Raw genomic sequence first — 14,209 nt, forward strand, 5'->3', positions numbered from 1 at the left:
TTTAGGTGGTATATTATGGTGAATTTACTCAAAGAATTAGAACAAGAACAGTGTAGGAATGATCTTCCCGAGTTTCATGTTGGCGATACAATTCGGTTAGCTACAAAGATTTCAGAAGGTGGTAAAGAACGAGTTCAGGTATTTCAAGGTACTGTGATGGCTCGTCGAGGCGGCGGCTCTGGAGAGACTGTATCCTTGCATCGTGTTGCTTATGGTGAAGGCATGGAAAAGAGTTTCTTGCTTAATAGTCCTAGGATTGTAAGTATTGAAATTGTTAAGCGCGGTAAAGTTGCTCGAGCTCGTCTGTATTATCTGAGAGGAAAAACTGGTAAGGCTGCTAAAGTTAAAGAGTTTGTAGGACCTAGATCTTCAAAGAAATAGTCTGTAGCAAGACTTCATATTGTCTTATTTTGATTTTTATAATCTATAGTAGCTTATGAATACTTCTATTTCTGAAATTCAGCGTTTTCTTTCTATGATTGCTTTTGAGAAAGAGCTCGTCTCAGAAGATTTTAGTGTCGTCGCTGGAATAGATGAAGCTGGAAGAGGGCCACTGGCAGGTCCCGTAGTTGCTAGTGCCTGTATTTTACCTAAGGGAAAGGTATTTCCTGGAGTAAATGATAGTAAGAAGCTATCTCCTAAACAACGAGCCCAAGTTCGGGATGCTTTGATGCAAGATCCTGAGGTCTGTTTTGGTATAGGCGTAATTTCTGTAGAGAGGATAGATCAAGTTAACATTTTAGAAGCCACTAAAGAGGCTATGCTTCAAGCAATATCTTCTTTACCGATATCTCCAGATATTCTTCTTGTGGATGGTCTTTATTTACCCCATGACATTCCTTGTAAGAAAATCATTCAAGGAGATGCTAAATCTGCATCCATAGCGGCGGCTTCTATTTTAGCAAAAGAACATCGTGATGATTTGATGTTACAACTACACAGGCTCTATCCTGAATATGGATTTGATAGACATAAGGGATACGGAACTTCCTTGCATGTAGAAGCAATACGACGTTATGGTCCCAGTCCCTGCCATAGGAAGAGCTTTTCTCCAATAAAGCAAATGTGTGCTATTGTATGAATAAGATCCTAGTTGACTCTCCTTTTTCTCCAGATCACCAGAAGTGCTGTCCTAAGCTTTTTACAATTAGTGCTCCTGCTGGAGTTGGAAAGACAACACTTGTCCGTATGTTAGAGCAAGAGTTTTCTTCTGCTTTTGCTGAGACTATATCGGTAACAACAAGGAAACCTCGAGAGGGTGAAGTCCCAGGTAAAGATTATCATTTTGTTTCCCACGAAGAATTTCAAAGACTTTTGGATCGTCAGGCTCTCTTAGAATGGGTGTTCTTATTCGGAGAGTGTTACGGAACAAGTATGTTAGAGATTGAAAGAATTTGGAGCCTAGGGAAGCACGCTGTTGCTGTTATTGATATCCAAGGAGCCTTGTTTATTCGCTCTCGGATGCCTAGTGTATCTATTTTTATTGCTCCACCTTCACAGGAGGAGTTAGAAAGAAGGTTAGCTTCACGGGGATCTGAAGAGGGCTCTCAAAGAAAAGAACGGCTGGAGCACAGTCTTATTGAGCTAGCAGCTGCAAATCAGTTTGATTATGTCATTATTAACGACGACTTAAATCAAGCGTACAGGGTTTTAAAAAGCATTTTTATAGCTGAAGAACATAGGAACATATTATGATTAAAAAAGATCGTTTCACTAATGAAAAGTTAAATAAGCTTTTCGATAGTCCTTTTAGCCTAGTGAACTACGCGATTAAACAAGCAAAGATCAAAATTGCCAAAGGCGATGTTCGCTCCTCTAATGTTGCGATCGAAACACTCGTCTTGTTAGATAGAGAAGGGATACAGCCTGAGTTTACTGAAGAGATTGTAGTAACTGCTAGCCCTACTGTGGAAAGAAAGAGATCAGAACATACAAATTCTAGAAAAAAAGATCCCTCAGCATATACTTGGAGTGATGTAAAGTAATGCCACAAAAAGTCCTGATTACTTCAGCTTTACCCTATGCTAATGGTCCGCTACATTTTGGACATATTGCAGGAGTCTATCTTCCTGCAGATGTGTATGCAAGATTCCGTAGATTGTTAGGAGACGATGTCCTTTATATTTGTGGTTCCGATGAATTTGGCATAGCGATCACCTTAAATGCGGATCGTGAGGGGTTGGGGTATCAAGAGTACGTGGATATGTACCATAAGTTACATAAAGATACTTTTGAGAAGTTAGGGTTTGCTTTGGATTTCTTTTCTAGGACGACGAACCCTTTTCATGCTGAGCTTGTCCAAGATTTTTATTCCCAACTTAAAGCGTCTGGATTGATTGAAAATCGCATATCTGAACAACTGTATTCAGAACAAGAACAACGTTTTCTTGCGGATCGTTATGTAGAAGGGACGTGTCCTCGGTGCGGTTTTGATCATGCTCGAGGAGACGAGTGTCAGAGCTGTGGTGCGGATTATGAGGCTATAGATTTAATCGACCCTAAGTCTAAGATTTCTGGGGTTGAGTTAGTAAAAAAAGAGACTGAGCACTCATATTTTCTTTTGGACCGTATGAAAGACGCTCTACTTTCTTTTATTCAGGGATGCTATTTACCTGATCATGTCCGTAAATTTGTTGTTGATTACATAGAACATGTCAGGTCTCGAGCCATTACTCGAGATTTATCTTGGGGGATTCCTGTTCCAGACTTTCCTGGAAAGGTGTTTTATGTATGGTTTGACGCTCCTATAGGATATATCAGTGGAACTATGGAATGGGCAGCTTCTCAAGGAAACCCTGACGAATGGAAGCGTTTCTGGCTTGAAGACGGTGTAGAGTATGTCCAGTTTATAGGTAAAGATAATCTTCCTTTCCATTCTGTAGTTTTCCCAGCTATGGAATTGGGTCAGAAACTTGACTATAAAAAAGTTGATGCCCTCGTAGTTTCAGAGTTTTATCTTTTAGAAGGACGGCAATTCAGTAAATCCGAGGGCAATTATGTGGATATGGACAAGTTTTTGAGTTCCTATTCCTTAGACAAATTGCGCTATGTATTGGCGGCTACAGCTCCTGAAACTTCGGATAGTGAGTTTACTTTCCTTGATTTTAAGACTCGTTGTAATTCTGAGTTGGTAGGAAAGTTTGGGAATTTTATAAACCGAGTTCTTGCTTTTGCAGAAAAGAATCACTATGACAAGCTTTCTTATCATTCTGTGGTTTTAGAAGATAGTGACAGGGCATTTCTTGAAGAAGCGCGTCAACTTGTTCGAGATGCTGAGAAGTGCTACAGAGAGTATAGTTTACGTAAGGCTACGAGTGTGATTATGTCACTGGCAGCTTTAGGGAATGTCTATTTTAACCAACAAGCACCTTGGAAGCTATTGAAAGAAGGGACTCGTGAGCGTGTTGAGGCCATTTTATTCTGCGCATGTTATTGTCAGAAGTTGTTAGCTTTAATTTCTTATCCTATTATTCCCGAAAGCGCTGTAGCTATTTGGGAGATGATCTCACCAAAATCTTTAGAAAATTGCAATTTGGATACGATGTATGCTAGGGATCTATGGAAAGAAGAAATTCTTGATGTTATAAACGAAGAATTTCATTTGAAGTCCCCCAGGTTATTATTTACTACTGTAGAGTAGAGCTCGAGGTCTTTTCTTTTTAGAATCCTGATCTGTAGGTGTAATTACAGATCTGCATAATTTTTCTTAGTATCGAGCTCTTTAAGAACTTCTGCTAGTCCTGTACATCGGTGTTGCACTCGATTATTTCTTGTTGCAATAGCAATGGCTTTTTTTGTCCCAACTAGAATCACCAATTTTTTCCCCCGCGTAATAGCAGTATAGAGAAGATTTCTATAGAGCATCATAAAGTGCGAGGTATGAATAGGAATGATAATGCAGGGGCTTTCACTTCCCTGGTACTTATGTACTGAGGTAGCATAGGCTAAGACTAGATCGTCAAGCTCTGAGAAAGAATAGCCGACATGCTTTCCTTCCATACGGACAACAACAGCTTTATCTTCGAAGTTGATTGTAGAGACATAGCCTATATCGCCGTTAAAGACTTCTTTATTATAGTTGTTGCGGATTTGCATTACCTTATCGCCAACGGCATAGGATTGAAATCTACCGTGAAGATTTGCTTTTTTAGGGTTTAATGCATGTTTGAGTGCTTTATTTAGATTATAGATTCCTAGGGTTCCTTTTTTCATGGGAGCTAGTACTTGGATATCTTGAGGATAGATATGGTATTTTTGTGGGACGAATTTTGTCACAAGATGAATGATATGATTGAGAGCCTCTTCTTGATCATCCTTTTGGAAAAATAAGAAATCACGACGCCCTGTTTCTGAATATAATATGGGGAGTTCCCCTTCATTTACCCTATGGGCATTCGTAACGATTCCCGAATCATGAACTTGGCGGAAGATCTTATTTAATCTGATGACTGTCATTTTATTCGAAGTAATCAAGTCTTTAAGGATATTTCCTGGGCCCACGCTGGGTAGCTGGTGAATGTCTCCAATAAAGACAAGAGTTGTGTAGTCAGGAAGTGCTTTCAGGAAGTGGTGCAGCAAGTGCGTGTCCATCATTCCGGATTCGTCAACAATGATCAGATCACAGTCTATAGGATTGTCATGGTTCTTGCGGAAAGATTTCGTTTTAAAATCATACTGTAGCAGAGCATGAATGGTGACGGAGTGTTTTTGTGTAATTTCGGTCATCCGTTTAGCGGCTTTTCCTGTAGGAGCTGCGAGGATGATTTTATGAGTCACCTGTTCAAAAATTTTCAGTATTGCTTGGGTAATGGTACTTTTTCCAGTTCCAGGGCCCCCAGTAATGATGAGAAGTTTTTCAGAAAAACAGGCTTTAATTGCTTCTCGTTGTTGTTCTGCGAGATCTATACTTAGGTTTTCCTCTACCCAAGCAATTGCTTTTTCTCCGTCTATAGAACGGATTCTCCTCGAAGAAAATAAAATGCGCTTGAGATCAGAAACAATAGTTTTCTCTGCGAGATGGAGATAACGTGTCCAGACATGGAGTGTCCCAGAAATGTCTTGAATATGTAAAAGCTTACGCTTTTGCATATTGAGGATTTGCGTATCGATTTCTTCGAGAGTAATAGGAGTATCAAAGACATCTTGATTTAATAGTTTGGCGACGACATCTATCAGGAGCTCTATCGGATAGCAAGTATGACCTTCTTCTTGAAGTTCTTCTAAGGAGTGCTGGATACCAGCACATAGGCGACTTTCAGAATTTCTGGGGACGCCTAGTTTCATAGCTATGAAATCAGCAGTTTTGAATCCGATGCCCTCCATTTCTCTGGCTAGAAGGAAGGGATCTTCGCAAATTTTTTCTATGGATTTCTCTTGGTATTTTTTAAAAATTCTCACTCCATAATGAATCGGGATATTGTATTCTTGGAGAAAGAGAAGAGTTTTCCTTAAGATTTTTTGCTCGCAGAGTTGTTTGCAAATAGAGACACATCGTGTTTCGCTAATTCCAGAAACCTCACTTAAGCGTTCTGGAGTGATATCGAGGACATAACATGTTTTCTCTTGAAATTTCTCGATGATCTTTTCTGCGATTTTAGGGCCGATTCCTTTGATGAGTTTTGAGGTGAGGTAATGGAATACGCCACGATATTCATAAAGAAGAGGAGAGTCGTAACTATGGATTTGGAAATACTTAGTATTTGAAGGGGAATGGCTCCAGACACCATAGATTTGGATTGGGGATCCTAGTTCCAAAGGTTGGGGAAGTTTGCCTTTAATTAGGATAGGAGTCGTTTTATTGGGTATTTTGATATAAGCAGTAATGTCCCCAGAGTCTTTGTTTTCAACAAGTATTTGCTCTAAGTATCCGCAGATTTTCTCCATAGAATTCTAAAATCTTGTTTTCCTGGAAGATGAAGTAGCTTAAGGAATCTTTATAAAAAGCTTCTAAAAAGTATGGATTATAAACTTTTTGAGATAAAAACGAGACATCCCAAGGCTTTTAATTTTGGGATAAACTTATCAAAGAATTATTTTATATAGTAATTATTTCCTCGTATATTGTTTTTTGCCCTAGGACGCAAAATCTATCCTACCGAAGAACCTTTGTTATTACAACAATTTTTATAACAATAGATTGATTAGGAAAGATCGATGTTCCCTTGTGCAATAGGTTCATGTTTTATCAGAACACGAGTTTCTTTTTTAATTCTTTTTTCTTTTGCTATTGCATTCAGCTCCATGAGGAGAGCTTGAGTACGATTTTATACAAACTGGGATAGGGATTGCCTCTATCCGTGTTGGACAAATACCTAAGAAGATTTTGATTCCGGCTTTCCGACTATATAGAGAAGAAATTCCTAAGGCACTTTAATTAAAAGGTTTATTGCCATATTCTTGCCTTGAAAATTTTTGATTATAGATTTTGGTATTGAACAATGACTAGTGCAGTAAAAACCTCATCACTCATCCAAGTGACTCAACCTTAAATCAGAAGTAAACAACGTACAGTTGCAATTACGCTCCTTGTGCTTGGCATTCTTTTGATTGCTTCTGGGATTATTTTTCTAGCTGTCGCTATTCCTGGATTGAGTTCAGCAGTTGCCTTAGGATTGGGCTGTGGTATGACTGCTTTAGGAACTGTTTTGTTGATTACAGGACTTGTCTTGCTGATCAGGAGTGAGAAGCTCGCTCTAGAACAAGTAGAAATAAAGCAAGCTAGGACCAGGGTGAATAATGAGTTAGATCAACTCAGTCAGTATGTTTTCTACACAGAAAATGTTTTAGATAATTTGAAGCGTTGGTCGTATCGAGATTTAGGTTTTGTGAGACAGGCGCAAGAGGAGGTTACAAATTTAGAGCAAGACATTGAAGAAATTTTCTTGACGTTGCGAGATATTAGAAATGCTCTTGATAACGAAGAGTTTTTTATGACTCATGCGAAACAGTGTTTAGCCCAAGTCGGAGAAAGCTTATTTCAGGATGCTAGTATAGATGAGTTTATTAATTTGGCTCATCTATCCGAAATACGTCAGCATTTGGATATCAATGATCCGAGATGGTCTATGATTACAAAGAAAGTTAAAGGCACTGTGGTTCGGTTTATCTATGTCTCTACAATGTATAAACAAATAAAATCTAATTTTGAAAAAAGTGACTTCGGACAACTTAGGAAGATGCTACTGAACAATTACAAAACAATAGAAGAGGTCTTGTATCAGAGTTTTCAAAAGGGCTACAATAGAGCCGCTTTGTTGAGTGAAAAGACAAGAATTATTCATACGAGTTCTCTTTTGCATTGGGAAAAGGACGAAGATAAGCATCTTAATATTAAGAACGAGTGTGCAAGTCGTCTTGAGAATTTCAAGAAGTTTAGAACACTATTTCTTGGATTATCAGAGGAAGACGTTATTGACTTTACTGGAGCGTCTGGTTGGGATTGTTCCAAACTGCCTCGGAAAGAGGTCCCGCTTGATGGTGGCAAGAAGAAACTGAGGTTTAAAAGAACCTTTGCAGATGAACAAGTCGGAGATTGGGATCGCACTACGTCTCTTGAGCATATGACACCTCAAGAGGAAGATCCTTTAGACAGGTTAATGGATCAGGTTGAACAAGAGGCTACTTCAGTCTTAAAAGATCAGGATCGTTATTGGAAAGAGATCGAGACAAGCGAAGCAAAGTTTAGGTCCCTGCCACGGGAAGATGATTTTGAAAAGCAGTCACAGATTGATAGTTATATTCGGGATTTGGACGACCATTTATCGGTTTGGGCGAATCAGTTATCTGCTGCAGAAGATGCTTTGATAGAGGTTACAGATGTGCAGGAACATGGAAATAGAGAAATGCTTAAGAATATACAACAGGGACTGGAGCTTATTGAAGATGCTGTAAAAGCTACTCTACCTAGAGTTGACTTTATACAAGAGCTTTTAGAGAAGGAAGAGCTTCCGTTGGTTGCTGCTAGGATGAGTTTAGAGAATAGTTAGAAGATAAGCAGCTGTGCAGAGATTATGTCAGAAGTGAAGCCTTTGTTTTTAAAGAATGACTCTTTTGATTTGGCAACTCAGAGATTCCAGAATCTAATTAACATGCTACAAGAGCAAGCCGAGATATATAACGAGTATGAAGAAAAGAATGCTAGGGTTCAGAATGAGATTAAGGAGCAAAAGGACTTTGTGAAAAGATGCATAGAGGACTTTGAAGCCAGAGGACTGGGGGTGCTAAAAGAAGAGCTTGCATCTTTGACGCGTGATTTCCATGATAAAGCAAAAGCAGAGACTTCTATGCTCATTGAATGTCCTTGTATTGGTTTTTATTATAGTATTCATCAGGAGGAACAAAGGCAAAGGCAAGAAAGGCTTCAAAAGATGGCTGAGCGCTATAGGGACTGTAAACAAGTCTTGGAGGCTGTCCAGGTGGAGCAAAAAGATATGATATCTTCTAGAGTCGTTGTCGATGACAGCTACTTTGAAGAAGAAAAAGAAGAACAAAAGGTGGATAACAGAAAGAAAGAACAGGACTAGGTCTATTTTTCTACAGCTTTTCCCGTAGGGGGAGGGGAGTTCTAGAATTTTTTCTGTCGCCTATTCAAGATAACAGTGTTGTTTTGTGGTTTTAAATTTAGACATTACACTAGCTTTAAAGTTTGAGCCCTCCCCCGCTTTAAGATCGCTTTCTGAAGCTGAGTCTAAGGTACAAACTTTTGCTATAGGATTATTAGTTATTGGTATTCTCATACTATTGCATGGGATTATTTTTTTTCTCTGGAGCTATTTCTAGTTGTGGTCTTTTAGTGTCTCTAGGAGTTGGTTTAGGACTTAGTGTTTTAGGAGTACTTTTACTTCTCTTAGCAGGTCTTTTGCTTTTTAAGATCCAAAGTATGCTTCGAGAGGTGCCTAAGGCTCCTGATCTATTAGATTTAGAAGATGCAAGTGAACGGCTTAGAGTAAAGGCTAGCCGTTCTTTAGCAAGCCTCCCGAAGGAAATCAGTCAGCTAGAGAGCTACATTCGTTCTGCAGCTAATGATCTAAATACAATTAAGACTTGGCCGCATAAAGATCAAAGACTCGTCGAGACCGTGTCACGAAAATTAGAGCGTCTGGCAGCTGCTCAAAACTATATGATTTCTGAACTCTGCGAGATTAGTGAGATTCTTGAGGAAGAGGAGCATCATCTAATTTTGGCTCAGGAATCTCTAGAATGGATAGGTAAGAGTCTATTTTCTACCTTTCTGGACATGGAATCTTTTTTAAATTTGAGCCATCTATCTGAAGTGCGTCCGTACTTAGCTGTAAATGATCCTAGATTATTAGAAATTACCGAAGAATCTTGGGAAGTAGTGAGTCATTTCATAAATGTAACGTCTGCTTTTAAGAAAGCTCAGATTCTTTTTAAGAACAACGAACATTCTCGGATGAAGAAGAAGTTAGAAAGTGTTCAAGAGTTACTGGAAACATTTATTTATAAGAGTTTAAAGAGAAGTTATCGAGAATTAGGATGCTTAAGTGAAAAGATGAGAATCATTCACGACAATCCTCTCTTCCCTTGGGTGCAAGATCAGCAGAAGTATGCTCATGCTAAGAATGAATTTGGAGAGATTGCGCGGTGTTTAGAGGAGTTTGAAAAGACGTTCTTCTGGTTGGATGAGGAGTGTGCTATTTCTTACATGGACTGTTGGGATTTTCTAAATGAGTCTATTCAGAATAAGAAGTCCAGAGTAGATCGAGATTATATATCCACGAAGAAAATTGCATTAAAGGATAGAGCCCGCACTTATGCTAAGGTTCTTTTAGAAGAGAATCCGACTACAGAGGGTAAAATAGATTTGCAAGACGCTCAAAGAGCCTTTGAGCGTCAAAGTCAGGAGTTTTATACACTAGAGCATACGGAAACAAAGGTGAGACTAGAAGCACTTCAACAGTGCTTCTCGGATCTTAGGGAGGCGACGAACGTAAGGCAAGTTAGGTTTACAAATTCTGAAAATGCGAATGATTTAAAGGAGAGTTTCGAGAAGATAGATAAAGAGCGTGTGCGATATCAAAAAGAGCAAAGGCTCTATTGGGAAACAATAGATCGCAATGAGCAAGAGCTTAGGGAAGAGATTGGGGAGTCGCTTCGTTTACAAAATCGGAGAAAAGGGTATAGGGCTGGATATGATGCTGGGCGTTTAAAAGGTTTGTTGCGTCAGTGGAAGAAAAATCTCCGCGATGTGGAAGCCCACCTTGAAGATGCAACTATGGATTTTGAGCATGAAGTAAGCAAGAGCGAATTGTGCAGTGTTCGGGCGAGGCTCGAGGTTCTAGAAGAAGAGCTGATGGATATGTCTCCTAAAGTTGCGGATATAGAAGAGTTGTTGTCCTATGAAGAGCGTTGTATTCTTCCTATTAGGGAAAATTTAGAAAGGGCATACCTCCAATATAATAAGTGTTCTGAAATTTTATCCAAGGCAAAGTTCTTCTTTCCGGAAGACGAGCAATTGCTAGTTTCGGAAGCGAATCTAAGAGAGGTGGGTGCCCAGTTAAAACAAGTACAGGGAAAATGTCAAGAGAGGGCCCAAAAGTTCGCAATATTTGAAAAGCATATTCAGGAGCAGAAAAGCCTTATTAAAGAGCAAGTGCGGAGTTTTGATCTAGCGGGAGTTGGGTTTTTAAAGAGTGAGCTTCTTAGTATTGCTTGTAACCTTTATATAAAGGCGGTTGTTAAGGAGTCTATACCAGTTGATGTGCCTTGTATGCAGTTATATTATAGTTATTACGAAGATAATGAAGCTGTAGTGCGAAACCGCCTTTTAAATATGACGGAGAGGTATCAAAATTTTAAAAGGAGTTTGAATTCCATACAATTTAATGGTGACGTTCTTTTACGGGATCCGGTCTATCAACCTGAAGGTCATGAGACCAGGCTAAAGGAACGGGAGCTACAAGAAACAACTTTGTCTTGTAAGAAATTAAAAGTGGCTCAAGATCGTCTTTCTGAATTAGAGTCAGGGCTGTCTAGGAGATAGTAAAAAAGTTGAGTTCTTTGCGCAGTGTTTTTGATGGATTATTCGTTAGAAGACGATACTTGAGAGTTTTCCAAACTTTTCTGTACTTTTCTTCCGAAGAGAACTAGGCAGAGGAGGCTTCCTCCTAACATTAGAAAGATTCCTATACCTTCTTGTAGAGAAGGAAGACTTTGTGAGTAGAGATAGGTAAGCACAAGGCCAAAAATTGGTTCAAAGATTAATATCGCCCCTAGCAATGCTGGTGAGAGATTCAAACTAGCTTTATTCCAGGCTATTAAAGCTTTTGCTGAGGAAAATATTCCCATAGCACTACATAGCAACAAGAAGAGCAGTCGCTCGGATCCCGGTGTATGCGAGATAAGATTGTGTGTTACGTGGGTAATTCCACAGAGATCGAGAATAATAATCATAGGGAGGCAGATGATCAAAGCGCTGATTCCGATGAGGTAGCTCCAGGTATCTGGAGTTAGGTTAGGGTGTTTTTCGAGTAGCGATTGATTGCGGATCACATAGATTACCCAAAGACTTGTTGAGAGTATGACTGCAATGACTCCCAAGATAGAGTAGAGAGGAGAGGCGGCTGTTGGCAAGTTGAGTGCGGAGAGGTGTGTCAGAATCACTCCTGTGATGATCACACTGCTGATAGCAAAGAGTAGAGAATAGGGGAGTTCTTTTTGCTTTGTATTGGAGTGGTAGAGTACGGCGGTTGGAGCCAGGCTGGCGATGACTACAGTGATTGCGGATCCAACATAGCGGATGCCAAGGGTGATTCCGAAGTAATACACGGGGTTAATCAGCAGTGTCCAGAGGAGGCTTTTTCTCCAAATATATAAAGGAGTTTTTTTAATTACGGAGGGATTTTTTATAGCGCAAGCAATCAGGGAGAAAATACCAAAAATGGTATAACGGGTAAGTACAATATCAAGATCGCCAAACGAACCGAGGAAGTTTGGTATGACAAAGACGATTCCCCAGTATAGGCAGGCAACGAGCCCATGGAAGATGCCTAGGGGTACATTACGGGTTCTGGATTCTTGATTTGCGCTGGGGAACATAAAGCTCTCTTAAGGGTATGAGCAATAGAATTGCCTACAATTTTAACATGGTAGGGATTTTTGTTGGTATTGAGACTTTAAATAATACGAATTGCTTTTCTGTTCGAGAGGAAAATAAGAAGATAGGGGAAGAATGTTAAGGAATCAGGTACTTGTTTACTGTAGTGAGGGTGTTTCTCCTTATTATTTACGGCATACGATACGTTTTCTCAAGTACTATAGCACTCAAGAAGGTGCTTTCGATATTCTTAGGGTCGACGGGAATTTTTTGATTAAGAATCCTTTTTGGGAAGAAACGACGCGCTTATTGGTATTCCCAGGGGGTGCGGACCGCCCCTATCATCGTGTACTTCATGGTTTAGGCACTGCCCGTATTTTCCAATATGTTTCTGAGGGAGGGAATTTTCTAGGGATTTGTGCTGGGGCATATTTTGGTTCTAAGATGATTTATTTTTATGAGCCTGAGGGAGCGCCGTTGCAAGGGGCTCGAGATCTAGGGTTTTTCCCGGGGACTGCCAAAGGTCCTGCTTATAGGGGGAATTTTTCTTATGTGAGTCCTTCTGGTGTAAGGGTTTCACCTCAGTTATTTTCAGATTTTGGCTTGGGGTATGCGATGTTTAATGGGGGGTGTTTTTTCGAGGGCTCGGAAGGATATCCTGGGGTGAATATCGAATCTCGGTATGACGATCTTCCAGGGAAGCCTGCGAGCATAGTGTCTAGGATTGTCAGTAAGGGCTTAGCGGTTCTTTCAGGACCTCATATAGAGTATCTTCCTCATTACTGTCGTATGGTTAAGGAGAACGTCCAGAAAACACGTGAATTCCTCCAAAGGGAGCGTACAACTTTGGACCGCTATTGTCAGAATCTTGTACAGCGTTTGCGTCAGCCTGCATTTTCGAAAGCGGACTGCTGAAGATCTAAATTAGGCAATCGAAATCATCAGCGTGTATTTTTGTCGTATCGAACTCGGTGATAAGCTGATATAGGATTGGGCTGCAAAGAACTATGGAGTGCGTTAGGACATTTCGGATGTTATTGGAGGCATAAGACATCTCTTCATAGCCGTGGAGTAGTCCAAACGATTGAATTTGTGGAGCTGTTTGGCTGTTTTTATATACAAAGCGATTGAAATAGTCTCTAGGTTCTATAGTGTACTCATCTTCATTATAGTCTAATTGCTCGAATACACACAGAAAAGCGAGTAGTTCCATTTGTCTTGCTATGGGATTTGAGCTTCCTGTGTTAAGGCTATCTATGAGTAGTATTTGATTTCTTTCTAATGCTGTTGAAAATAGGTTATGGTAGTGGATAAAGAATTTTTTGAAAATTAGATAGAGTTGGTTCGAGATAGGATCCCATTCAGATCTTAGAATGTCAGGATTATGTACTACAGGGAAGTAGTAGGTGATTTCATTTGTTGTGGTTTCGATGAGGTTATTTTCATACTGCGTTTTGTTCTGCAAGTCGGTCAATGAAACTTGAGAGGCTATCCCTAAGTTGTTTACATGTTTTTCTTGTAATTTTTGATAGGTTTTTTGTAAAGGTTCGGAGGTGACAAAGATTCTCGGATCCATATGGATATGAGAAAGGATATACTGTTCATCTTGTTCTAATATTTTCCAATTGGCGAGAGCACTTTTAATTAGGAAATCTGGATCTTTAAGAAAGATTTTTTTCCATTCTTCGAAGGATGGAAAAAAGAGCTCATTTTTTAGGTTTATGGATGTTGGATCTAGGAGTAGTGTTTCGGAGGATTGTATTTTATTTTTGAGAGGATTTAGGAGCCAGGGGTCTAAAGAAGGTGTTTCTTTAGGAAAAATAGATTTTGGTTTTTGTTCGTCCTTTTGAACACTTTTCGAGCACTGTGTTCCAATGAGCAGGGAGATTCCTGTACTTAGGACGATTATACTGATTAGGGACAATGCTATTATCAAAAGAGTATTTGGGAGAAGTCCGGAGAGGGCTATGAGTATGCATGCTGCAATCCCCAAGAATAGGGAAAGTATGGCGAGAGAAAGTTTCGTTATAGCAGCGAATTTGGATTCTGGCAGCAGTTGAGCGGGTTTTTTATTTTCGTGTATAATTGAAGAACACTTGACCATAGAAGACTATCAAAGAAAATGCAAATAATAAATTGAAAAATCGTTGAAAG

At 39.6% G+C, this 14,209-nt stretch carries 12 protein-coding genes; 9 read left to right on the plus strand and 3 right to left on the minus strand.

Annotated features, from left to right (window positions below; all coding sequences use genetic code 11):
• Positions 1–15: 15 nt before the first annotated feature.
• From rplS to metG, 5 genes are read left to right on the plus strand one after another with little or no spacing between them, the layout of a single operon-like run.
• Positions 16–381 (plus strand): 50S ribosomal protein L19, encoded by a 366-nt coding sequence (gene rplS, locus CPB_RS00595; protein ID WP_010882768.1) that lies wholly within the window; start codon positions 16–18, stop codon positions 379–381.
• 55 nt (positions 382–436) lie between these two features.
• Entirely contained in the window at positions 437–1,081 is a 645-nt protein-coding gene (locus tag CPB_RS00600; protein ID WP_010882769.1) for a ribonuclease HII, read from the plus strand.
• Complete coding sequence (gene gmk / locus CPB_RS00605; protein WP_010882770.1) at positions 1,078–1,695, plus strand: guanylate kinase; 618 nt, start codon at positions 1,078–1,080, stop codon at positions 1,693–1,695. The genes CPB_RS00600 and gmk overlap by 4 nt, the downstream gene beginning before the upstream one ends.
• Positions 1,692–1,985, plus strand: coding sequence for a hypothetical protein (locus CPB_RS00610; protein ID WP_010882771.1), 294 nt, complete (start codon positions 1,692–1,694; stop codon positions 1,983–1,985). Before gmk ends, CPB_RS00610 begins: the two co-directional genes overlap by 4 nt.
• Positions 1,985–3,640, plus strand: a complete 1,656-nt coding sequence (gene metG / locus CPB_RS00615) for a methionine--tRNA ligase (protein ID WP_011126070.1) — start codon at positions 1,985–1,987, stop codon at positions 3,638–3,640. Before CPB_RS00610 ends, metG begins: the two co-directional genes overlap by 1 nt.
• Positions 3,641–3,684: 44 nt before the next feature.
• Here metG and CPB_RS00620 read toward each other — a convergent pair whose 3' ends face one another.
• Positions 3,685–5,883: an SF1B family DNA helicase RecD2 gene (locus tag CPB_RS00620; protein ID WP_010882773.1), complete on the minus strand. Its 2,199-nt coding sequence runs from the start codon at positions 5,881–5,883 to the stop codon at positions 3,685–3,687.
• 644 nt (positions 5,884–6,527) lie between these two features.
• Here CPB_RS00620 and CPB_RS00625 point away from each other — a divergent pair.
• The 3 genes from CPB_RS00625 to CPB_RS00635 all read left to right on the plus strand — a co-directional run bounded on the left by CPB_RS00625 (position 6,528) and on the right by CPB_RS00635 (position 11,002).
• Positions 6,528–7,985: a DUF1978 domain-containing protein gene (locus tag CPB_RS00625; protein WP_010882774.1), complete on the plus strand. Its 1,458-nt coding sequence runs from the start codon at positions 6,528–6,530 to the stop codon at positions 7,983–7,985.
• Positions 7,986–8,009: 24 nt separating this feature from the next.
• Positions 8,010–8,522 (plus strand): hypothetical protein, encoded by a 513-nt coding sequence (locus CPB_RS00630; protein ID WP_010882775.1) that lies wholly within the window; start codon positions 8,010–8,012, stop codon positions 8,520–8,522.
• 221 nt (positions 8,523–8,743) lie between these two features.
• Positions 8,744–11,002 (plus strand): DUF1978 domain-containing protein, encoded by a 2,259-nt coding sequence (locus CPB_RS00635; RefSeq protein ID WP_233417555.1) that lies wholly within the window; start codon positions 8,744–8,746, stop codon positions 11,000–11,002.
• A 38-nt stretch (positions 11,003–11,040) separates the two neighbouring features.
• Here CPB_RS00635 and CPB_RS00640 read toward each other — a convergent pair whose 3' ends face one another.
• A complete protein-coding gene (locus tag CPB_RS00640) occupies positions 11,041–12,057 on the minus strand; it encodes a DMT family transporter (RefSeq protein WP_010882777.1) in 1,017 nt (338 codons plus the stop codon).
• A gap of 133 nt (positions 12,058–12,190) precedes the next feature.
• Between CPB_RS00640 and CPB_RS00645 the strand changes: the two genes are divergently transcribed.
• Positions 12,191–12,970 carry a BPL-N domain-containing protein gene (locus CPB_RS00645; RefSeq protein WP_010882778.1) on the plus strand — a complete coding sequence of 260 codons (780 nt, stop codon included), beginning with the start codon at positions 12,191–12,193 and terminating at the stop codon, positions 12,968–12,970.
• A 4-nt stretch (positions 12,971–12,974) separates the two neighbouring features.
• Here CPB_RS00645 and CPB_RS00650 read toward each other — a convergent pair whose 3' ends face one another.
• Positions 12,975–14,159 carry a hypothetical protein gene (locus CPB_RS00650; protein WP_010892130.1) on the minus strand — a complete coding sequence of 395 codons (1,185 nt, stop codon included), beginning with the start codon at positions 14,157–14,159 and terminating at the stop codon, positions 12,975–12,977.
• Positions 14,160–14,209 lie beyond the last annotated feature (50 nt).

Origin of the sequence: Chlamydia pneumoniae TW-183, from assembly GCF_000007205.1 — a bacterium.
GTDB lineage: Bacteria > Chlamydiota > Chlamydiia > Chlamydiales > Chlamydiaceae > Chlamydia > Chlamydia pneumoniae.